The 23626-nt window shown below is 38.2% G+C and carries 17 protein-coding genes and 4 pseudogenes; 8 read left to right on the top strand and 13 right to left on the bottom strand.

Features of this window, described 5'->3' with window-relative positions; all coding sequences use genetic code 11:
* The first annotated feature begins 94 nt into the window (after positions 1 to 94).
* Entirely contained in the window at positions 95 to 1177 is a 1083-nt protein-coding gene (locus NSQ85_RS05530; RefSeq protein WP_179973822.1) for a DEAD/DEAH box helicase, read from the top strand.
* Positions 1178 to 1229: 52 nt separating this feature from the next.
* On the opposite strand, the pseudogene NSQ85_RS05525 reads toward NSQ85_RS05530, so the two are convergent.
* From NSQ85_RS05525 to acnA, 9 genes and pseudogenes are all read right to left on the bottom strand, one after another.
* Positions 1230 to 2389, bottom strand: a pseudogene (locus NSQ85_RS05525) (ATP-grasp domain-containing protein).
* Positions 2390 to 2434: 45 nt separating this feature from the next.
* Positions 2435 to 3174 (bottom strand): annotated as a pseudogene (locus tag NSQ85_RS05520) (esterase family protein).
* A 56-nt stretch (positions 3175 to 3230) separates the two neighbouring features.
* Positions 3231 to 4053 (bottom strand): annotated as a pseudogene (locus tag NSQ85_RS05515) (alpha/beta hydrolase).
* A gap of 115 nt (positions 4054 to 4168) precedes the next feature.
* Positions 4169 to 5602 carry an NADP-dependent glyceraldehyde-3-phosphate dehydrogenase gene (locus NSQ85_RS05510; RefSeq protein ID WP_179973823.1) on the bottom strand — a complete coding sequence of 478 codons (1434 nt, stop codon included), beginning with the start codon at positions 5600 to 5602 and terminating at the stop codon, positions 4169 to 4171.
* Between the two features lie 218 nt (positions 5603 to 5820).
* Complete coding sequence (gene ptsP, locus NSQ85_RS05505; RefSeq protein WP_179973824.1) at positions 5821 to 7554, bottom strand: phosphoenolpyruvate--protein phosphotransferase; 1734 nt, start codon at positions 7552 to 7554, stop codon at positions 5821 to 5823.
* 4 nt (positions 7555 to 7558) lie between these two features.
* Positions 7559 to 7822 (bottom strand): phosphocarrier protein HPr, encoded by a 264-nt coding sequence (locus tag NSQ85_RS05500; RefSeq protein WP_179973825.1) that lies wholly within the window; start codon positions 7820 to 7822, stop codon positions 7559 to 7561.
* Positions 7823 to 8083: 261 nt separating this feature from the next.
* A complete protein-coding gene (icd, locus tag NSQ85_RS05495) occupies positions 8084 to 9259 on the bottom strand; it encodes an NADP-dependent isocitrate dehydrogenase (protein WP_179973826.1) in 1176 nt (391 codons plus the stop codon).
* Positions 9260 to 9274: 15 nt separating this feature from the next.
* A complete protein-coding gene (locus tag NSQ85_RS05490; RefSeq protein WP_011681299.1) occupies positions 9275 to 10399 on the bottom strand; it encodes a citrate synthase in 1125 nt (374 codons plus the stop codon).
* Between the two features lies 1 nt (position 10400).
* Entirely contained in the window at positions 10401 to 13064 is a 2664-nt protein-coding gene (gene acnA / locus NSQ85_RS05485) for an aconitate hydratase AcnA (protein WP_340781315.1), read from the bottom strand.
* A gap of 329 nt (positions 13065 to 13393) precedes the next feature.
* Between acnA and nrdH the strand changes: the two genes are divergently transcribed.
* The 7 genes and pseudogenes from nrdH to NSQ85_RS05455 all read left to right on the top strand — a co-directional run bounded on the left by nrdH (position 13394) and on the right by NSQ85_RS05455 (position 18522).
* On the top strand, positions 13394 to 13618 hold the full coding sequence (gene nrdH / locus NSQ85_RS05480; RefSeq protein ID WP_024009957.1) for a glutaredoxin-like protein NrdH: 225 nt from the start codon (positions 13394 to 13396) through the stop codon (positions 13616 to 13618).
* A gap of 98 nt (positions 13619 to 13716) precedes the next feature.
* On the top strand, positions 13717 to 15876 hold the full coding sequence (gene nrdE / locus NSQ85_RS05475; RefSeq protein WP_179973828.1) for a class 1b ribonucleoside-diphosphate reductase subunit alpha: 2160 nt from the start codon (positions 13717 to 13719) through the stop codon (positions 15874 to 15876).
* A 157-nt stretch (positions 15877 to 16033) separates the two neighbouring features.
* Positions 16034 to 16996, top strand: coding sequence for a class 1b ribonucleoside-diphosphate reductase subunit beta (gene nrdF / locus NSQ85_RS05470; RefSeq protein ID WP_179973829.1), 963 nt, complete (start codon positions 16034 to 16036; stop codon positions 16994 to 16996).
* Positions 16997 to 17136: 140 nt separating this feature from the next.
* A pseudogene (locus NSQ85_RS05465) lies at positions 17137 to 17602 on the top strand (helix-turn-helix domain-containing protein); the annotation flags it as partial.
* Positions 17569 to 18069, top strand: a complete 501-nt coding sequence (locus NSQ85_RS05460; RefSeq protein WP_340781547.1) for an IS110 family transposase — start codon at positions 17569 to 17571, stop codon at positions 18067 to 18069. The pseudogene NSQ85_RS05465 and the gene NSQ85_RS05460, both read left to right, overlap by 34 nt.
* A 77-nt stretch (positions 18070 to 18146) precedes the next feature.
* Positions 18147 to 18305, top strand: a complete 159-nt coding sequence (locus NSQ85_RS10705) for a transposase (protein WP_179973830.1) — start codon at positions 18147 to 18149, stop codon at positions 18303 to 18305.
* Positions 18256 to 18522, top strand: coding sequence for a hypothetical protein (locus tag NSQ85_RS05455; protein ID WP_179973731.1), 267 nt, complete (start codon positions 18256 to 18258; stop codon positions 18520 to 18522). Before NSQ85_RS10705 ends, NSQ85_RS05455 begins: the two co-directional genes overlap by 50 nt.
* 264 nt (positions 18523 to 18786) lie before the next feature.
* Here NSQ85_RS05455 and NSQ85_RS05450 read toward each other — a convergent pair whose 3' ends face one another.
* The 4 genes from NSQ85_RS05450 to gyrA all read right to left on the bottom strand — a co-directional run bounded on the left by NSQ85_RS05450 (position 18787) and on the right by gyrA (position 23537).
* Complete coding sequence (locus NSQ85_RS05450) at positions 18787 to 19755, bottom strand: DUF1002 domain-containing protein (RefSeq protein WP_179973831.1); 969 nt, start codon at positions 19753 to 19755, stop codon at positions 18787 to 18789.
* Positions 19756 to 19868: 113 nt separating this feature from the next.
* The gene (gene gloA2 / locus NSQ85_RS05445; RefSeq protein WP_041827731.1) at positions 19869 to 20270 is read right to left on the bottom strand and encodes an SMU1112c/YaeR family gloxylase I-like metalloprotein; all 402 of its coding nucleotides are present in this window, start codon (positions 20268 to 20270) and stop codon (positions 19869 to 19871) included.
* 37 nt (positions 20271 to 20307) lie between these two features.
* Complete coding sequence (locus NSQ85_RS05440; RefSeq protein WP_011681303.1) at positions 20308 to 21069, bottom strand: class A sortase; 762 nt, start codon at positions 21067 to 21069, stop codon at positions 20308 to 20310.
* A 14-nt stretch (positions 21070 to 21083) separates the two neighbouring features.
* Positions 21084 to 23537: a DNA gyrase subunit A gene (gene gyrA, locus NSQ85_RS05435; protein ID WP_179973832.1), complete on the bottom strand. Its 2454-nt coding sequence runs from the start codon at positions 23535 to 23537 to the stop codon at positions 21084 to 21086.
* Positions 23538 to 23626: the final 89 nt, after the last annotated feature.

Raw genomic sequence — 23626 nt, 5'->3', positions numbered from 1 at the left:
AAATTCCTATCTAATATAGTCTTTCATATCTATTCTACACTAATTCATGATATAATAAAAGCAAATCCGTATAGAAAATGAGACTTTTATATTTATGTTTAAAAACTTTCCTGAACAATGGCAAAACCTCCTTAAAGAAAAAGGAATCTCGACAGAAACTGCCATACAAAAAGAACTATTTACACCAATTACTAAAGGGGAGAATATCTTAGGTATCAGTCCAACTGGGACAGGTAAGACCCTAGCCTACCTTTTCCCACTTCTTCTCTCTCTTAAGCCCAAAAAAGCTCAGCAACTGCTTATCCTAGCACCTAACTCTGAACTTGCTGGACAAATTTTTGATGTAACCAAACAATGGGCTGAACCTCTAGAAATCACTGCCCAACTCTTCCTTTCTGGCTCTAGTCAAAAACGACAAATTGAACGTCTGAAAAAAGGACCAGAGATTCTTATTGGAACTCCAGGTCGTGTCTTTGAATTGATTAAACTCAAAAAAATCAAAATGATGAACGTCAATACCATTGTTCTCGATGAATTTGACGAGCTTCTCAGTGATAGTCAATATCACTTCGTAACAAAAATCAGCCACCATGTCCCTCGTAACCACCAAATGATTTACATTTCAGCAACCAACAAAATTGATAGTCAAGATCTTGTCGAAAGTACTATCGTTTATGACCTATCTAATCAGGAACTAGACACCATCAAACATTATTACATCAGCATTGATAAACGTAATCGTGTCGAACTTCTTCGTAAGTTCTCCAATATTCCTGATTTCCGTGGTCTTGTCTTTTTCAATAGCCTTTCTGATCTTGGTGCTACTGAAGAACGTCTCCAATTTAACGGAGCTTCAGCTGTATCACTAGCTAGTGACATTAACGTCAAATTCCGTAAGGTTATTCTAGAAAAATTTAAAAATCACGAGATTTCACTCTTATTAGGGACTGATCTCTTAGCACGAGGTATTGATATTGAAAACCTTGAAGTAGTCATCAACTTTGATATTCCTCGAGACCGTGAAGCCTATACTCACCGTTCAGGACGTACTGGCCGTATGGGAAATGAAGGTAGGGTGATTAGCTTAGTATCACATCCAGAAGATCTCAAAAAGCTTAAAAAATTCGCTAAAGTTTCAGAGATAGTTCTTAAAAATCAAGAAATTCACGAAAAATAAAATATGTTAAAAGCACTTCAGTTGATTCTGAAGTGCTTTTAACATATACAAATTAATCTTTTTTACCAAAGTCCTCAATCATTTGTTCCATTTCCTCACGACTTGGTGTTTTCAACATATAGAGGAAGTCAACTTGCAACTCTGCAAAGGTAGCTAGCATGATTTTCTTATCTTTGAGTTATTTACGATACTTGTCGAAAAGTTCTTCCTATGAATAAGCATAATGAGAACTTGCACGACGTGAAGTCACCAAACAATAAAGTGGTTCAAAGTGAGATCCGGGGAATGGATCACCAGCAACGATATCTGCATAGCCCTTGTACAAATCGATAGAGTGTGTATAGTTATATACATCAATCGTGAAACCACCTGCTAGACGATTGTTGTACTCAATAGCAATATAATCATCACCATCACGGAAAATTTCAATATGGAAGAAACGTTCCTTCATACCAAATTCTTTGACAATGGCTTCACCATACTTATGCAATTTAGGATCCATTTCCTTAAGAACATAGTAAAAATTATCCATCTTGTAAATCATCAAGTCAAGTGGAGTGTGAGCATAATCAAAGGTAGTTGAAAATACGATATTACCATCTCTATCAACCAAACCATCGAAAGTACATATTTCACTTGAATTTACTTTTTCAAAGAAATAAACGATTTCACGGTCCCAATCAGCTTTGAAGTGATTGATATCATCTTCTGTTTCGAGTTTTAAGGTTGCAGCTGCACTAACCCCATTAACCGGCTTAGCAATCATTGGAAGACCGATTTCTTTTACGGCTTTATCCACATCTTCATCAGTTGCAATAACAGCACCAGGTACAACTGGCACTCCAGCTTTTGGAAAAGTTTCATCATTTCAGACTTGAATTTGGTCTTCTAAAGATCTTCTGGCTTAGCACCAAAAACATTAAACTGTTCATGAAGAGCTTCATCCAATTCCAACCAGTATTCATTATGGGATTCGATACGATCTATTGATCCATGCTTATATAAGAGAAAAGCTACCGCACGTTTCACTTCTTCCAAGTTTTCCAAATTTTCCACACGGAAATACTCAGTCAAAGCATCTTTCAAAGGTTGATCCAACTGTTCATATGGATTTTGACCAATACTAAGAACTGTGATTCCCTTATTAGCAAGTTCGACTGTAAACAGTTGGAAGTTTTGTGGATAGTATGGTGAAATAACAAGATAATTCATTATTGCTTCCTCTTTGATAGTTATTTAGATAGCTTAGATACGATATTATAGGTTCATGTTATCAAGGAAACAAGGCATTTGTTTGCACCACCATCCCAATCGTAAGCAACATCGTGGCTCCACTCAGAGAACCAAGCTGGAATATTCTTTTGTTCAAAATCTTTCTTAAGTTTGTAATAAGAAGGAAGACCATATTGTTCCCAGGCACCAAGACCTGTACACACAACAATTTCAGCTTGACGATAACGATCAATAAACCAACCATCATTTTGGTTCCAAATATAATCTGATGGTGAATTTTGGTAAATAGCCTCATCTCCTCCAAACTCTCCAACAAAAAACCAGCATCATAAACACCACTAAGTGCTACTACTTTATTGAAAATATCAGGGCGTTGCAAAAAGAAATTAAGAGCATGGTAATCTCCCATTGATCAACCTGTTGTCATCATCGGATCGAACCAACCACTCTTATGTTAGATAAATGGAATGACCTCTTCGATAACATAACGTTCATAAGCATGATGCATTTCAGCACGATCGTGTGGATTTTTCCAATTGCAAAGCCAACTTTCACTATCTACACTTGAAAGTGTAAAGAATTGTACACGTCCTTCTTCAATAAAACGTGCACAAGCATCAATCATACCAAAGTCATAGTATTCGTTACGGCTACCACCTGATGAAGCAAAAACCATGACAGGGATAACCAGCGTGCCCATAACGATGAACATACATTTCACGATTAAGATGACCACTCCAGTGGCTAAGATGTTCGGTATTCATATTTTAATTCATTTCCTTTATTACAATTTAAATAGTTATGGCAAGTATGACTATTCCTAGTTTTCAGTGAAAAAGCGAAGACAGTCAGGTAGATTCTCGGCCCAGGCCCCCTCATTATGTTCAGCTCCAGATTGAATGTGAATCTTGATATTCTCCAAATCAACCCCACGATCAATCAAATCATGATAAAATCATAGAGACGAATCAATATAAGCCTGCTTAAAATTACCAGCCATCAGAGTTTTGTCTATATCATCGGCTTCTTCTGTCCCTACATAGATATAGACACGTTGATTAGCATTTAGATCTTGACGGGATATATATCAATCAAAGGCCTCCTGATGCAACCAGTTGGCTGAAGAAAATACCCCTCTAAACAGCCAATTTGATTCTTGTAATCAAGTCCCATAAACTGAGTGATATTACCACCAAGAGAAGATCCAATCATAGCAGTATGTTGTCGGTCTGGAAGTGTGCGGTATTCCTTATCAATAAAGGGTTTTACCACATCCATAATGAACTCGGCATACTCTACGCCCTTACCGCCAAACTGCACACCTGGGATATTCGATTCTTGATACTCCATGCAGAATCCTCGTTCATACGAGCAGGACCATCATTATCAATGGCTACAACAATCATACGAGAAATATCAGGGTTACGCTTGAATGTTGGAATAATCTTCCAAGAATAGCCAGAAAATGACTCCTTACTATAAAGAACATTCTGACCATCATGAAAATACACGACAGGGTAGGATCTATCTCTATCTGTTTCATAGTTTTTAGGCAGAAGAACACGCACACGACGAAGTTTACCAGTGTAAGGCACTTCTAACTCATGTATCTTCATCACCAAATAAAAATAAGATTTATTTATTATCAGAAAATTCACTCTATTCAAAATTTAATTCTATTATACCAGATTCTTACAGAAAAAGAGCCTTATAACTAAGGCCCTCTTTACTTTTTATAATTATTGACTGGCTTAACACTTAGTAGTTTGAAATATCAAATACTGTTGATTTCACACGAGTCATAGCTTCGATAGAGTACTTCACACCCTGAGTTCCGGCACCAGATCCTTTAACACCAAGGAATGGGAAGTTATCTGTACCACGTTGTGTTTTGTTGTTGATGTGAACTGTACCAACTTCAAGTTGCTCAGCAATTGCGAATGCACGTGGGTAATCTTGTGTGAAGACAGCACCTTGAAGTCCAAATTCAGATTCGTTAGAAATCTTGATTGCTTCTTCAACTGAAGATACACGGATGAATGGCAACACTGGACCAAATGGCTCTTCCCAAGCAAGACGCATGTCAGTAGTTACATGGTCAAAGACAGCTGGGTAAATAAGGTTTCCTTCACGTTTCAATTCAGTTTTAGCAATAGCACCTTGCTCAACTGCGTCATCAATTAAACCTTGAACAAAGTCAGCAGCTTTCGTATCGATAAGTGGTGTAACACTTGCACTTTCTTCAGGCATACCAACAGTGATATTACCGACCAAAGCTATTACTTTTTCTACCAATTCATCTGCAACACTATCCATTACAAGAACACGTTTGATAGCTGTACAACGTTGTCCTGAATAGTCAAAGGCACCAGCCACAATGTTTTTAGCAGTCAAGTCAAGATCAGCATCTTCAAGAACGATAGCAGCATCTTTACCACCAAGTTCAAGCATTATTGGACGCATTGCTGCCAAACGACCGATATTTTCACCCACTGGAGTCGAACCTGTAAAGTTGATAAAGTCAACTGCTTTGTGTTCAACGATGTAGTCACCAATAACTGAACCACGTCCTGTGATAGAGTTCAAGACACCAGCAGGGATACCAGCTTCAACAAACGCTTCTACCAAAAGAAGCCCTGAGATAGAACCTTGTGTTGGTGGTTTGAAGGCAACAACGTTACCAGCGATCAAGGCAGGGGCAATTTTAGAACCAGCCAAGTTTACTGGGTAGTTAAATGGTGAGATAGCAAGGACAAGACCTACTGGTTCCCGACGAACAACAGCAATTTTTTTCTTGCTACCAGCATCAAAAGCACCACCTTCAAGTACTTCACCTTCCAAACGCAAGCCTTCTTCAGCTGCATAGTGAATAATTTCAGCAGTACGAACAACTTCACCAATTGCAGATTTCAAACCTTTTGAAATTTCTTTAGAAAGAACTTGTCCGATTTTTTCTGCATCACGTTCCAAGATATCAGCTGCTTTATGAAGATAAGCTGCTCGTTCAGCATATGAAAGTTCACGCCATGCTGGCAGTGCTGCTTTAGCTGCTGCGTAGACTTCATCTACTTCAGCTTGGCTCATAGCTGGAACAGACCCAAGTTCCTCACCGTTTGCAGGTGCGTAAATAGTAATGAAATTTTCAGATGTTTTCCACTCACCATTGACATAGTTTTTGTATTGTTTAGCCAAGATAGTAACTCCTTTTATCTATTATAAAATCTATTCTATCACTTTTTTAGCAATATTCCAACATTTAAATGAGGAGTATTCAGAAAATTTTGACAAAAAAATACTAAAAATTATTAACCTAGGTTAGACGTATTTTACTCCTAACCAAAGGACGAGTTAAATCCTTTCTCTCTGCTTAGATATAAAAAAAGTGAAAGCTCAAGCCTCCACTTTTTTGATTAATCTACGTTAACATATTTTTTTGAAAGTTCAAGAACTTCTTCCATTGTTGAACATTCAGTAAGTGCACGGTTAGCGTATTCTTCCATTTTAGCTGTGTCAAGTTTCTTCATTAAGCTACGTGTACGAAGTATTGATGTAGCTGACATTGAGAACTCATCCAAGCCCATTCCGACAAGGAGTGGAACAGCAGTTTGATCACCGGCCATTTCACCACACATACCAGCCCATTTACCTTCAGCGTGAGCTGCCTTAATAACGTTGTTAATCAAGCGAAGGATTGATGGGTTATATGGTTGGTAAAGGTATGAAACTTGTTCGTTCATACGGTCAGCAGCCATTGTGTATTGGATAAGGTCGTTTGTACCAATTGAGAAGAAATCAACTTCTTTAGCAAATTGGTCAGCAAGTATTGCTGCAGCTGGGATTTCAATCATGATACCTACTTCGATGTCGTCTGCAACGGCAACACCTTCAGCAACCAATTTAGCTTTTTCTTCTTCAAGAATACTTTTAGCAGTACGGAACTCAGTCAACAAAGCAACCATTGGGAACATGATACGCAATTTACCGTGAACAGATGCACGAAGCAAGGCACGTAATTGAGTACGGAACATTTGGTTACCAGTTTCAGAGATAGAAATACGTAATGCACGGTAACCCAAGAATGGATTCATTTCTTTAGGAAGGTCAAAGTAAGGAAGTTCCTTATCCCCACCGATATCCATTGTACGAACAACAACAGGTTTACCGTTCATACCTTCAAGAACCGCTTTGTATGCTTCATATTGGTCTTCTTCGGTTGGGAAATCTTGAGAATCCATATACAAGAATTCTGTACGATAAAGACCAACTGCTTCTGCACCATTATCGTTAGCAGCTTCAACGTCTTTGGGTGTACCGATATTTGCTGCTAACTCGAAGTGTTTTCCATCAGCAGTAACTGTTGGAGCATCTTTAAGTTGAGCCCATTCTGCCTTTTGTTTAGCGTAAGCTTCACCAGCTGCTTTAAACTCAGCAATTTGTTCTTCAGTTGGATTAATAACAACTTCACCGGTAATACCTGAAACCGCTAAAATGTCGCCATCTTTAACAAGTTCAGTTATGTTGTTTGTTCCAAGGACTGCTGGGATTTCAAGTGTACGAGCCATAATTGCAGAGTGACTAGTACGTCCACCGATATCAGTAACAAAGGCTTTTACAAATTTTTTATTCAACTGAGCTGTATCAGATGGAGTCAAGTCATGAGCGACAACGATTGATTCTTCATTGATTGTTGCTGGGTTTGGCAATTTCTTACCAAGCAAGTGTGCAAGCACACGTTTAGTAACGTCACGAATATCTGCTGCACGTTCTTGCATGTACGGGTTATCATCCATACCTTCAAAGATCGCGATAAACATGTTAGTTACTTCTGTCAAAGCAGCTTCGGCATTAACTTGTTTAGCACGGATAGTTTCTTTGATTTGACCAGTCATTTCTGGATCAGCAAGAACCATCAAATGAGCATCAAAAACGGCTGCTGCTTCTTCACCAAGGTTTTCAACTGCTTTTTCACGGATAACAGAAAGCTCGTCTTGCGATGCCGCTAGAGCAGCATCTAGACGAGCCTCTTCTGCACTTGTATCTTCAACTGTAACAGTTTCAAATGACAAGTCTGGTTGAACAAGTAGATATGCCTTAGCAACTGCAACACCATCAGATGCCGCGATTCCTTTAAGCACTTTTGTCATATTTTTATGCCAATCCTTCTTTTGTCATTGTTTCTGCGATTGCTGCAATTGCATCATCAGCGTCAGGACCTTCTGCAGTAATAGTTACGTCAGCACCCTGACCAACACCAAGACTCATAACACCCATGATAGATTTAAGGTTAACTTTTTTACCTTTGTATTCAAGAGTGATATCTGAAGCAAATTTACTTGCTGTTTGAACAAGCAAAGTAGCTGGTCGTGCGTGAATACCAGTTTCTGCAACAATGTGGAAATTTTTAGAAGCCATAATGGACTCTCCTTCTTAATTTGGAATATTTGAGTTATCAATGATAACCCTTACAGTCTAGAATTATAACATAGCTGTTTGATTTTATCAAGGTTAAAACGCACTTTGTAAAAGTTTTTCATAAGCTAATCTCTCATTTAATTTCCTATTTTCATTTTTCAAACCATAATCAAACACCAGTCTTTACCTATTCACAATATTTTCAGAAAATTTCTTTCATATTGTTTTCAATCACTAATTTTCGTTTTTGAGCAAAAACAATCATATAATTGAGAGGATTTGATTGCTGAAACCACTGGTTGAATAGGCTCGTTTTCCAAAGGCTAGGTCAGCTGTAAAAATTCCTGATTTAAAGTTTTTTTCAATAGAACTTATAATGAGTTCAGCTGCTTCAGACCAACCGATATATTCTAAAAGCATACAGCCAGATAAGAGAATAGAGCAAGGATTAGCCCTATCTTGATCCGCAATATCTGGAGCCGTTCCATGAGTAGCTTCAAAGATAGCATGGCCTGTTTGATAGTTAATATTAGCTCCAGGGGAGATTCCGATACCACCAACCTGAGCAGCTAGAGCATCACTTGCATAATCACCATTCAAGTTGGTTAATGCAACAACATCAAATTTTTCGGGATTCAAAAGAATCTGTTGTAGAAAATTATCAGCGATTATATCATTAACTTCTAGACGGCCAGCAAGCATTTCTTCCTTATATTCTTCCTCAGCCACTTCATAGCCCCATTTACGAAAGCCACCTTCTGTGAATTTTTGAATATTCCCTTTATGCACCAATGTCACTTTCTTTAGATTGTTCTTAAGAGCGTAGTCAATAGCTGAACGAATCAATCGTTTACTTCCTTCTATTGAAATTGGCTTAATTCCAATACTACTTGACTTGGGAAAGCGAATTTTATCGACATTCATTTCTGTTTGAAAAAAAGTAATAACGCGCTCTACATCGACCGTTCCTGCTTCCCATTCAATTCCTGCATAAATATCCTCAGTATTCTCACGGAAAATAGTAATGTCTGTTTTTTCTGGTTCCTTAAGTGGACTTGCTACTCCTTCGAAATACCGAACTGGTCGAACACAAGCGTAGAGATCAAGTTCTTGACGTAAAGCTACATTTAAAGAGCGAATTCCTCCTCCGACAGGTGTTTCAAGTGGCCCCTTAATAGCTACCAGGCTTTCTCGAATAGCCTCTAAAGTTTCTTGCGGCAGCCACTCACCTGTTTTATCAAAAGCCTTTTTACCTGCCAAAAACTCTTGCCACTCAATACGACGCTGTCCTCCATAGGCTACTTCTACCGCTTTATCAAAAATTGCTTGAGCATTCTTCCAAATATCACGTCCAACACCATCTCCTTCAATAAAAGGAATAATCGGATTATCAGTAACTTTGAGCTTGCCATTAGTCATAAGGATTCTTTCTGCCATATATTTTTTTCCTCCCTAACGTTTTTCTAAAGCAATATAAGTCATATTTTCTTGTCCAATATACTGTGAACGTGGACGAATCAATTTGTTATTTTTTTGTTGCTCGTGAATATGTGCAATCCAACCGGCAACTCGACTCATAGCAAAGATGAGTGTAAAGATATCGCTGTCAATTCCTAGAGTATGATATACAGTGGCTGAATAGAAGTCCACATTAGGAATCAACCCTTTCTTATCTCTCATGAACTCTTCAATTTCTTGAGACTTATTAAAGAATTCTTCATTCTCTGTACCCTCTGTCAACTTCTTGGCCATATCTCTTAAGAAAATCTCACGAGGATCTTTCTTCTTGTAAACACGGTGCCCAAATCCCATGATTTTTTCTTTAGAATCAAGTTTTTCCTGCAAGTATGCATTGACATCACCAGATTCACGAACTTCTTTTAGCATATCAAAGACACGTTCATTAGCCCCACCGTGAAGTGGACCTTTCAGGGCACCAATAGCTGTCGTAATACAAGAATAGATATCTGTTAGGGTTGAAGCACAAACTCGCGCCGCAAATGTTGAGGCATTCAATTCATGGTCAGCATGAAGAATTAAAGCCTTATTCATAGCTTCGATTTCAATTTCAGAAGGTTCAGCACCATTCAACATGTAAAGAAAATTCGCTGCAAATCCTAAATCCTTCCGTGGTTTAAGAGGCATTTTACCAGTACGTAAACGTGCAAAAGTCGTGATGATAGTTGGCAATTTAGCCATTAATTCGATGCTTTGCTGATAAACAGCTTCCATGGATCTTTCCTCAGCATCCACATTATATACACCAAGTAGGGAAACTGTTGAACGAAGAACACTCATCGGGTGTAAATGGGGGCGAGATTGGATGAGAATACATTGTTCTACAGCATCTGAAATATCATAGTTCTTACGTAACTCGGCCTCAAAATACTTGAGTTCCATTTGCGTTGGAAGATGACCATTCCACAGCAGATAAATTACTTCCTCAAAAGACGCCTTATTATTCATAAACTCGGAAATATCATATCCTGCATAGGATAAATGGTCATCAATAATAGATGAAATCCTAGTATTACAGGCAATCATATCCTTAAGTCCATTAATTTCAACTGTTGTCATTTTAGGCTCCCTTTAATTTTTTTCTTACAACCATTGGCAAGATACCACCATTTTTATAGTAGCGAATATCAGCATCTGCATCAAAACGAACCAGTACTTTGAAAGTTTTGGTTTGTTCAGGTGTTGAAGCTGTAACAGTAATAACATCATGAACACCTGGATTTTCTGAAAGATCAAAGCTAAAAATCTCATGTCCTGTCAATCCAAGAGTTCCAGCATTTTCTCCTTCCATAAATTGTACCGGCAAAATTCCCATCATGACTAGATTTGAACGGTGAATACGCTCAAAACTCTCAGCAAGTACTACTTTCACACCAAGGAGATTTGCCCCTTTAGCTGCCCAGTCACGACTTGAGCCCATACCATAATCCTTACCAGCAATTACAAGTGTATCTCGATTAGCTTCTTTATATTTCATAGCAGCATCATATATAGGTAGAATGTCACCTTCATATTTAGTATATCCACCAATTTTTCCTTCTGCCAACTCATTTTTGATACGAATATTAGCAAAAGTTCCTCGCATCATGACTTCATGATTTCCACGACGACTGCCATAAGAATTAAATTCTTGATAATCTACACCATTTCCAGACAAATAGCGTGCTGCTGGACTGTTTCTAGCAATATTACCTGCTGGAGAAATATGGTCTGTTGTAACCGTATCTCCAAATTTAGCCAATACCTTTAAATTATTCAATGGTTTAATGGTCAAATCATCTCCTAAAGCATCAAAGTAAGGTGGATTTTGAATATAGGTAGACTTCTCATTCCATTTATAATTTTGGCTCTGTTCAGTAGGAATGGCATTCCACTTCTCACTGTCAGAGAAGACACTAGCATATTTGTCTCGAAAAAGTTGACGGGTTACGTATTTATCAACATAAGCTTCAATTTCATCACGTGATGGCATAATATCTTCTAGATAGACAGCTTGCCCATTGTCGTCAAAACCTAAAGGCTCCCTTGTCAAATCAATATTAGTGTTACCAGCCAAAGCGTAGGCAACAACCAATGGTGGGCTAGCTAAGAAATTTGCTTTTACGAGAGGATTAATACGCCCTTCAAAGTTACGATTTCCTGACAGAACGGCACTCGCTAGTAAGTCCTTGTCTACAATAGCTTTAGCTACCTCAGGACGTAGATCTCCCGAGTTACCAATACACGTCGTACAACCGTAACCTACCAAATTGAAGCCAAGCTTGTCTAAGTAGCTTTGCAAGCCTGAAGCTTTAAGATAACCAGTAACAACTTTAGAACCTGGTGCCAAAGATGTCTTCACCGTTGGAGATACCTTTAACCCTTTCTCAACTGCTTTTTTAGCTAAAAGACCAGCCGCCATAAGAACGTAAGGATTTGAGGTATTGGTACATGATGTGATCGCTGCAATGGCCACATGTCCCGTTTGAATTGTTTCAGAATGATCCTCAAATTCAACTTTTGCCGTTTTTTCTAACTCTTTCTTATCCAATCCAAAGCCACGCACACCTGCTTCTCGTACCACTGCATCCTGAAATTCTTGCTTAGCATCGGATAAGAGAATCAAATCCTGAGGACGTTTAGGACCCGAGATAGAAGGTTTAATGGTTGACAAATCAATTTCAACAACCTTGGTATACTTGGCTTCTTTACTTGGGTCATAAAACAGATGATTGGCTTTTGTGTAGGCTTCAGTGACCTGGATATGTTCCTCATCACGATTAGTTAAACGCATGTAGTTAAGAGTTTCGTCATCAATAGGGAAATAACCACAAGTTGCCCCATACTCTGGTGCCATATTAGCGATTGTAGCACGATCAGCTAGAGATAGGCTCTTTAAGCCAGAACCAAAATACTCTACAAATTTACCAACAACATTTTCAGAACGAAGTACTTGAGTAATCTTGAGAGCCAAGTCTGTTGCCGTAGCAATTTTAGGAAGTTCACCTGTTAAATGTACACCAATAACCTCTGGAATTGGGAAATAGGAAGCTTCACCTAGCATAGCTGCTTCAGCTTCGATTCCTCCGACACCCCAACCCAGAACACCAATACCATTAATCATCGTTGTGTGACTATCTGTACCAAACATAGAGTCAGGATATAGTAGCCCATCTTTTTCAATAATAACATCACTTAGAAATTCAATATTAACCTGATGGATAATACCTGTAGCTGGTGGAACCGCACGGTAATTTTCAAAAGACTGTTCGGCCCATTTAAGAAATTCGTAGCGCTCATTGTTACGTTTAAATTCTAGATTGATATTATCTTCAAGCGCTGTGTCACATCCATATGAATCGACTTGAACAGAGTGATCAATGACTAAATCTACTGGAATCTCTGGATTAATAAGTTCTGCTTTACCACCATTAGCCACTATAGCATCCCGCATTGAGGCCAAGTCAACGACAACAGGAACCCCTGTGAAATCTTGTAAAATGACGCGACTTGGTTTAAATGGTACTTCAGAAATTGTTGGAAAATTCGGAAATTTCATCAGATCAGAAATGTGAGATTCCTTAACGTCAATGCCATCTTTTTTTCGGAGGAGACTTTCAAGTAGTATTCGAATGCTATAAGGTAGTTCTTCGACCTTAACATCATAGGATTTTGCTACTTTTTCGAGATCATAAAAAGAGAATATCTTACCATTTACAGTTAGATTTGAACAGTATTCTTGCATACTTGAACCTCCATTAGTTAAAAATTTCCTTTATTCTACACTGTTTTTGTTAAAAAAACAAATAAAATTGGCAATCTGGTGTGATGTTTTATTACATCTTCAGTCAGTTGTTGGAATTTTATCCATTTCCATAAATAAATTCTATTTAATTTAAGAAACTTAAAAAGCCTTCAAAACACAATATATAGGGTTGTGTTTCAATACTAAACACAAAATATTGTATTTCCTTAAGTAATTTAGCTTGATTTTTCCCAATATTTTGGGTATCCTATTAAAGTCGAAAAAGTGACACCTAGTCACTGAAAATCTTTTAAAAAGGAGTATTTGCAATGGCAAAGATTACATTGTTTTCAAAAAACGACTGCATGCAATGCAAAATGACAAAAAAATTCTTGGAAAAGGAAGGTGCTGATTTCGAAGAAATCAACATCGATGAACAACCAGAAAAAATTGATTACGTCAAAAGTCTAGGTTTTACCGCTGCTCCAGTCATTGAAGCAGGTGATATCGTCTTTTCAGGTTTTCAACCGGCTAAACTTAAAGAAATCCTTTAATTATCAAATTTATTATCAAATTTTTATATAGAAAGGAACTTGTTTGCTTAGTTTAATATGTTAACTTTAACCTTTAAACTAGGCCTGGTATCTGTATTATGTCTTTAAAAAATCTTGGCGATGTTTCTTACTTCCGCCTCAACAACGAAATTAACCGTCCCGTAAACGGTCAGATTCCTTTGGATAAGGATAAAGAAGCGCTTCGTGCCTTTTTCCTTGAAAATGTTAAGCCAAATTCAATGGCATTCAACAGCATCACAGATAAAATTAATTATTTGATTGAAAACGACTATATTGAGTCTGAATTCATCAGTAAATATGAACCTGCTTTCATCGAAAAATTGTCTGCAGAAATTCATGCTCAAAAATTCCGCTTCCAATCTTTCATGGCAGCCTACAAGTTCTACCAACAGTATGCTCTCAAAACAAACGATGGCGAGACATACCTTGAAAGTTTTGAAGATCGTGTTCTTTTTAATGCTCTTTACTTTGCTGACGGTGATGAAAACCTGGCTAGTGACCTTGCTAACGAAATGATTCACCAACGTTATCAACCTGCTACTCCTTCATTTTTAAATGCTGGACGTAGTCGTCGTGGAGAACTCGTTTCATGTTTCCTTATCCAAGTAACGGACGACATGAATTCCATCGGTCGTTCTATTAACTCAGCTCTCCAATTATCACGTATTGGTGGAGGGGTTGGTATTAGCCTCTCTAACCTACGTGAAGCTGGTGCTCCTATCAAGGGATATGCTGGTGCTGCTTCTGGAGTTGTCCCAGTTATGAAGCTTTTTGAAGACAGCTTCTCTTACTCAAACCAACTCGGTCAACGTCAAGGTGCTGGTGTTGTTTATCTGGATGTTTTCCACCCAGATATCCTTGCCTTCCTTTCAACTAAGAAAGAGAACGCTGATGAAAAGGTACGTGTTAAGACATTGTCACTAGGTGTTACAGTACCAGATAAATTCTACGAGTTAGCACGTAATAATGAGGATATGTATCTCTTCAGCCCCTACTCTATCGAAAAAGAATACGGTAAACCATATAACTACATTGATATTACAGCTATGTATGATGAATTGGTTGCCAATCCTAATATCACCAAAACTAAGATTAATGCGCGTGAGTTAGAAACTGAAATTTCTAAACTCCAACAAGAATCTGGTTACCCATATATCATCAACGTTGATACAGCTAACAGACATAACCCAATTGATGGTAAAATTGTTATGTCCAACCTCTGTTCTGAGATTCTCCAAGTTCAAACACCAAGTGAACTTAACGATTCTCAAGAATTTGTTAAACTCGGTACAGATATCTCATGTAACCTTGGATCTACTAATATCATGAACATGATGACTTCACCTGACTTTGGTCGTTCCATTAAGGCTATGACACGTGCGCTTACCTTTGTTACAGACAACTCAAGTATCGATGCCGTTCCATCAATAAAAAATGGGAACCAACAAGCTCATACCTTCGGTTTAGGAGCTATGGGGCTTCACTCTTACCTTGCTAAACACCATATCGAGTATGGTAGCCCAGAATCTGTTGAATTCACTAATATCTACTTCATGCTTATGAACTACTGGACTTTAGTTGAGTCTAACAATATCGCCCGTGAACGTCAAGAAACCTTTGTCGGCTTTGAGAATTCAAAATATGCTGACGGTTCTTACTTTGATAAATACGTTACAGGGCAATACGTTCCTAAATCTGACCGTGTTAAAGAACTTTTCGAAGGCCACTTCATCCCACAAGCCAAGGATTGGGAGGAACTACGTGAACTCGTTAAAAAAGATGGTCTCTACCATCAAAACCGTTTGGCTGTTGCGCCAAATGGCTCAATCTCTTACATTAACGACTGTTCTGCTTCTATTCATCCAATCACACAACGTATTGAAGAACGTCAAGAGAAGAAAATCGGAAAAATTTACTATCCAGCCAACGGTCTTTCAACAGACACTATTCCTTTCTACACTTCAGCCTACGACATGGACATGCGTAAAGTTATCGACGTTTATGCCGCTGCGACTGAACACGTTGATCAAGGTTTGTCATTAACCCTATTTTTGCGTAGTGAGTTGCCTAAAGAAATTTACGAATGGAAAACAGAAAATAAACTAACAACTCGTGATCTTTCTATCCTTCGCAACTACGCCTTTAACAAAGGAATCAAGTCAATCTACTACATCCGTACTTACACAGATGACGGCGAAGAGGTTGGCTCTAACCAGTGTGAAAGCTGTGTCATCTAAGATAGTGATTTGAGGCTAACAACTTCACTACTCTTATTTATAAAATGCATAAAAAGGTCGGTTAGCCGACTTTTTTAATAGATAAACTCAAAAAACTATATCATGATTTTTAATTATGATAAAATAGAAATGATATCAATAAAGAAAGAGGTTTCTAATGGAAACTTACTATAAAGCCATTAACTGGAATGAAATCGAAGATGTAATTGATAAATCTACCTGGGAAAAATTAACTGAACAATTTTGGTTAGATACTCGAATTCCCCTTTCAAATGACCTTGATGACTGGCGTAAACTTTCAGCTGAAGAAAAAGATTTAGTTGGAAAAGTTTTCGGCGGCTTGACCTTGCTAGATACCATGCAATCTCAAACGGGTGTTGAAGCCATTCGAGCAGACGTTCGTACACCTCATGAAGAAGCTGTCTTGAACAACATTCAGTTTATGGAATCTGTTCACGCAAAATCTTACTCTTCTATTTTCTCAACTTTGAATACTAAATCAGAAATTGAGGAAATTTTTGAGTGGACAAACAGTAACAAGTACTTGCAAACTAAAGCAAAAATCATTAATGATATCTATGAAAACGGAACGGCACTTCAGAAAAAAGTTGCTTCAACTTATCTTGAAACCTTCCTTTTCTATTCAGGCTTCTTCACTCCACTCTATTATCTTGGTAATAATAAGCTAGCTAACGTCGCTGAAATTATCAAACTCATTATCCGTGACGAATCTGTTCACGGTACCTATATTGGCTATAAGTTCCAACTAGGATTCAACGAATTATCTGAAAAAGAGCAAGAGAGTTTCCGTGAATGGATGTATGATCTCCTCTATCAATTATATGAAAATGAAGAACTCTACACTAAATCTCTTTATGACGGTGTTGGATGGACCGAAGAAGTAATGACCTTCCTTCGCTATAACGCCAACAAAGCATTGATGAATTTAGGACAAGATCCTCTTTTCCCAGATTCTGCTAACGATGTTAATCCAATCGTTATGAATGGTATTTCTACAGGAACGTCAAACCACGATTTCTTCTCTCAAGTCGGTAATGGTTACCTTCTAGGTACTGTTGAAGCTATGCAAGATGATGATTATAACTACGGACTAAAATAAAAACTAGGCTAGCTTTAATGGCTCTATAATTTCTGTAGTGGGTAAAACCACTGTAGAGATTATAGAGCTTTTTGAATGCAGACAAAAAGTCCCATAAAAACTATAATGAAAAGTAACCAAACCATCATTAGGAAGAACTCATGAAATCTATTAAGAATACCACAGGATTAATCGAAATTAAAGATCCTAACATCATTACTCTTGTTTTTGAAATTGATACTCATATCGAGGTTCAAGCAAAACTAGAACTCCAACACTACTACGTCTGAAGAAACGTCGCTTCCAGTGTAAAGATTGTAGAAAAGTCACGGTTGCTGAGACATTAATCGTTGAGAAAAACTGCCAAACCTCAAATCTAGTCCGTCAAAAGGTCTCACAACTCCTAACTGAGAAGATGTCACTAACGGATATTGCCAGAAGACTTCGTGTGTCGACATCTACTGTCTATCGTAAGCTTGATCAGTTTTCTTTCAAGGAACATTTTGATAAACTCCAAAGGGTTATGTTCTGTGATTAGTTTGGGTTCAAGAAAGGGGAATTACTTTTGTCGCTCAGAACTATGAGACTAACAAATCTTTAATATATTCTCAGACTCAGAGCTCAATCTGATATTAGCTAACGCTCAACATATTAAGAATGTACCTGGTCGAAAAACAGACATGAAAGATGCCGAATGGATTGCACAGCTCGGACGTTGTGGACTTATTGAGCAATCTTATATTCCTAACCCTGAAGTAATGCAGTTACGTTTACTCACTGGTAGGTTACGTTCTTACAAACAACGTCAAACTCAAATAAAGAATAAGATTTATAACCTCTTACAACGTACTAATATCAAACTAACCAGCTATCTTTCCGTTATCTTCTCTAAGACAGGACAATCTCTTTTAATGCTCTTTATCAATGGGGAACTCATTGATTATGACAATGTGACAGCTTGTATTCACAAGCATGTCAAAACAAGTCCGAAGAATTTAATGGAGGCCATGAATGGGAAGTTGTCTCTGGAGGATCGATTTCTCTTGGACCAAAGCCTAGAAAGAATATCAATTTTATCAAAAACTCATGAATAAATTAACGAGTGAAATAATAGCTTATATCAAAAAGGAGTTTCCCTGAAGAAAATAGATTACTTCAAACGATTCCTGGTGTGAGTGAAACTTGTGCAGCCACTATTTTAGCTGAGATTGGACCAGATGTGAAGGCTTTTCAATCGGATGCAGACTTAGCTTCTTGGGCTGGGCTCTGCCCAGGATCTTATGAAAGTGCTGACATTAAAAAATCCTCACACGTCATACAAGGAAATTGATATATCAAGGCAGGCTTTGACCATGTCGGTATTGATTGAGTCTCACTCTAAAGATAATGCGTTTTTATCTTTTTATATCAAAATTTCCCAAAGAGGAAGTAAGATGAAAGTCGTCATTGCTTGTGCACATAAGCTGCTGCATATCATTTACAAAATTCTCGCAACACATCAAGAATATGACAAAGAAAAAGTGCTAGAACTGAGGCAACAGTTCTAACTCTAAACTAAAAAAATTTCAATTACCGTATAGCACACGAAGTGATTTTTGCACTTTTTACTGTCTTTTTCAAATCATGACTCCCCCCGTTAGACAGGAGGTCATGATTTGTCTCACACCTAACGGAAAGAGACGGACTGAAAGTCACATAATAAAAAGAAAGGACGAAATTTGTCCTTTCTCGATCTTAGCTTTTCTTCATCACACTACAGTTGACAAAGAGCCAAAAAATAAGAAAAGCCATCCAAATGGACAGCTCTTTCACTACCTAGAAAGTCCAGTAAAGAAATTTACGATAGCTTGCCAGATTTGTGCGAAAATATTTTTGCTATTCTCAAGTGTTTGGTTAGCATCAAAGTTTAAGTTGATGCCAGAGAAAGTATTACCCGCTTTTGAAATGATAGAAGCTTTAAGTGAACTCAGACTTGACTTGAAGCTAGCACTATCAATGATTGATGACTTAGATAAATTTAAAGCAAAGTTCACCAAAAGATTGATTTGTGTATCAGAAAGATTCAGGTTGTAGTTATTGATGGTTCGCTGAACAATCGTTTTAGCTTGATCATCAGTCAACTTATTTCCTTTATCAGCAACTGCCGTCTTGATATCAGTCATGGCTACATTAAGCTTATCCGCATCATAGTTACTCTTACCAGAATTCTCATCATTGATTTGGGAAAGGGTTTTAAGCTCCTCCTGAGCAAGCTCTTTGCTTTCATCTGAGACTTTTGCTCCATTCTGCTCCAGAGAATAATAAATACCAGCCAAGGCACTTTCCCCAGTTACTGGAATAGGTGCTGCTACTGTAATCTTAGCATGTTCAATACCAAGTGTCGTTGCAGCATTACGATACATATCTGGAGTGATTTTTGTGATATTTTGTGGTGTCACAATTTCTACACTCAAGGTTTCCTTAGCACCTAGTTTAGCAATCTTAACTGAAGAATATAACTGAAGACTAGAATCATCTGCAACATTCATGATATTTGCATAGTCCGTAGTCGTTAATATCTTAACATTGGTATCCTTGCTACTATCATAACTTAGCAAGTTCAGGGTCTGATTACGCTCTTCCTCTGACAAAGAATAACCCATAACATAGTCAGGTTGAACGTAAGATTCATCAATAACCTTTTGGACATCTGACGATGTGGCTGCTTGAGCAGCTGAGGCAAAGGTTGTCACCAAAGTTAGGAAAGCCATCCCAGCAACGAAAAGCTTTTTCAATTTCATGTATGTTTCCTTTCGAAAATAGAATAGTATCCATAATCTCCTAAAAGATGACCGAGTGCGAGCTCAGCCGTGAATTCATTATACCATGACTTAAAAAAATAGGGTCAAAAAAACTACTCATGTAATTCCAAAGGGAGCCCGTCTGGATCAGCAAAGAAAGTCATCTTTTCCCCAGTAAAACTGTCCTTGCGAATAGGTTGGCATGAAATACCTTTTTGTTCCAAAGACTCGACAACCTCTTCAATATTAGCCACTTTAAAAGCTAAATGACGTAGTCCACACGCCTCAGGATAAGACAGACGCTTTGGTGGCTCCACATAGGCTAGATCACTAGTCTTATTTCCAAAGATTTCCAGTTCTATATCACCACAACGTAGATCTAATTTATAATCGTTACGTTCCGGACGGTGATTTTCACGTATGATTTCAAAACCTAATTTATTAACATAAAAATCTCGAGATAAATCATAATCAGAAACAATGATAGCGACATGATGTATTGTTTTCAAAAACATTTTTTTCCTCCATAGAAAAAGACCTTACGGCCTTCTCTTAACTTTGAAATTGATTGTATGACTTATTGAAGGCTTCAAGAATATCTGAACTTGCCTTGTCAAAGTCTACCTGCGATTCTAAGTTCCCTTTGACAATTGTACGCTGAGTTGCTTCAGCATCTGTACAAGTTACCAAAGTCACTTCAGATTTACCAGGAGTGTCATCAACCACTGCTACTTCAGTTGGTTGGACAATTTTTACCTCACTGATAACATAGGTGTAGATCTTATTTTTATCCGTAAGATAAATCTTCATGCCATTTTTTGCTCTGTCTAATGGTGAGAAGAGCATATCAGAAGCCCCAGCGATACCGAAAATATGGTGACTAGCCAATGAATAATTATTTTCTCCACCCATGACTTGATTTTCCTTCATAGTTCCAGCACCATAGGTAAGCTCTGTATTACCAAGTCCTTTGAAAATAGGGAGATTAATACCAACCTCAGGGATAGCAATTCCACCAACAACTGGAAGTTTTTGAGAACCCATCTGGGCTTGCAAGACTGACTCTGTACTAACAGATTTAACCGTATCAAAGTCATAACTTGCCTTAGCTTCCTTGTTTTTCTTTATGGTCTTTTTAGAGACCTTACTTACTTGATATTTATTAGTATTCCAAGCAATTATAGTGTTTCGAATTGATTTATTAAAAATTAAAGCTAAACCAACAACCAAGAGAACAACAATCAAGATCCAACGAAGGACCTCAAGCCATTTACGATGCTTTTTAGGAGTCTTATTTTTGTTATCTTTTCTCATTAGTTATCACCACTTTATTGATCTTCAGTAACTTGATCAATTTCTTCAGGTTCAACCAAAGCAAAGGTGACAATACGAGCAGTATCATCTAAACGCATGACCTTAACCCCTTGAGTTGCACGACCAGTTTGAGAGATATTAGCAACTGCAGTACGGATAACAACACCCGTATCAGTTATGACTATAATATCCTCATCACCAGAAACTGTTACAATGCCTGCAAGGTTACCATTTTTATCTGTGATATTAGCTGTCTTAATACCTTTACCACCACGCCCCTTAGTTGGGTATTCAGTAGCTGAAGTACGCTTACCGTAACCTTTTTCCGTGATAATCAAGACTTCTTGATCTTCAGTAATAGCTGCTGCACCAACTACTTGGTCACCGTCACGAAGGGTTATCCCTTTAACACCAGCAGCCATACGACTCATACTGCGAATAGTATCCTCTTTGAAACGCACACTGTAACCAAATTTAGTACCAATAATAATTTCTTCATTACCAGTAGTCAAGAAGACATTGATAAGTTCATCACCTTCTCTAAGTTTCAAGGCAATCAAACCATTTTGACGGATATTTTTGAATTCTGCTTCTTTAGTTCGTTTCACTAAACCTTGGCGAGTTACAAAGACAAGGTGATTGTTATCTGATGCTTCGTCGCTCTTAGCATTAATCACTGTTTGAATTGTCTCACCTTCATCCAACTTCAAGAGATTAACAATTGGTAATCCCTTAGCTGTACGGCCATACTCAGGAATTTCGTAACCCTTGAGGCGGTATACACGCCCTTTGTTGGTCATAAAGTAAAGGTAATCATGAGTGCTTGTTGAAACGATATCACGAACAAAGTCGTCATCGTTCACACCTGTCCCTTGAACTCCACGACCTCCACGTTTCTGAGAACGGAATTCGTCTTGAGCCAAACGTTTGATATATCCCTTGTTAGAAAGAGTGATAACGACATCTTCTTCTTCGATTAGGTCTTCATCTTCAAGTGAAACAACTTCGCCGACCATCAGCTCTGTACGACGGGCGTCCGCGAATTTACGCTTACTTTCATCCAACTCTTCCTTGATGATAGCATTAACACGTTCTGGTTTTGCCAAAATATCAGCCAAATCAGCAATCAAGGCAAGGAGATCATTGTATTCATTTTGAATCTTATCACGTTCCAAACCGGTCAAACGACGCAAACGCATATCAAGGATGGCTTGGCTTTGACGTTCAGTGAGTTCAAAGCGAGCCATCAACTCGGCTTGAGCCTCAGCATCAGTTTGACTGTTACGAATAATCGTAATCACTTCATCCAGATGATCAAGTGCAATTAATAAGCCTTCTAAAATGTGGGCACGTGCTTCAGCCTTATCCTTATCAAACTGTGTACGACGGACCACAACCTCTTGTTGGTGAGCAATATAGTCAGCCAAAATTTGACGCAAGGAAAGGATTTTGGGCACACCCTTTTCAATGGCCAACATATTGAAGCTGAAGTTTATCTGAAGTTGAGTTAATTTGAACAAATTGTTCAAGATTACATTGGCAGATGCATCACGACGCACTTCGATGACAAAACGTACCCCCTCACGAGAAGACTCGTCACGAACTGCTGTAATCCCCTCAATACGTTTTTCCTGAGCCAAACGAACGATGTGTTCATGGACCTTAGTCTTATTGACCATATAAGGAAACTCAGTAACTACAATGCGCTCACGACCTGATTTGGTCGTTTCAATTTCGGTACGCGAACGAAGAACAATAGAGCCTTTACCAGTTTCGTAAGCACGGTGAATACCAGATTTTCCCATGACCAAACCACCAGTTGGAAAGTCTGGACCAGGAAGAACTTCCATCAGTTCACGGGTTGTGACTTCAGGATTGTCCATCATCAATTTAACAGCATCTATAGTTTCAGCCAAATTGTGTGGTGGAATGTTGGTCGCCATACCAACCGCAATACCTGTAGCACCATTAACAAGAAGATTTGGAATACGGGATGGAAGAACAATTGGCTCACGTTCAGAACCATCGTAGTTACCTTGAAAATCTACGGTATTCTTATTGAGATCACGGAGCATCTCCAGGGCGATTTTAGACATACGAGCCTCAGTGTAACGTTGAGCGGCTGCGCCATCACCATCCATAGAACCAAAGTTTCCGTGGCCGTCAACCAACATGTAACGGTAACTCCACCATTGAGCCATACGAACCATGGCTTCATAGATAGATGAGTCACCGTGTGGGTGATATTTACCCATAACATCTCCGGTAATACGGGCAGATTTTTTATGAGACTTATCAGGTGTCACCCCAAGCTCATTCATTCCATAAAGAATACGACGTTGTACCGGTTTTAAACCGTCACGAACATCTGGGAGTGCACGAGATACGATAACACTCATGGCATAATCGATAAAACTCGTTTTCATCTCAGACGTCAAATTAACGTCAATTAAATTATTATTTTGCACTCTAAAAATGCCTCTTTTCTTTCAATCAAATTATTCCGAATTCTCATAAAAGAATGGAAAATTTCTATAATATTATACCATAAAAAGCT

Origin of the sequence: Streptococcus sp. FSL L8-0526, from assembly GCF_038007145.1 — a bacterium.
GTDB classification, from domain to species: domain Bacteria; phylum Bacillota; class Bacilli; order Lactobacillales; family Streptococcaceae; genus Streptococcus; species Streptococcus thermophilus.
This window is presented reverse-complemented; position numbering and strand designations above follow the sequence as displayed.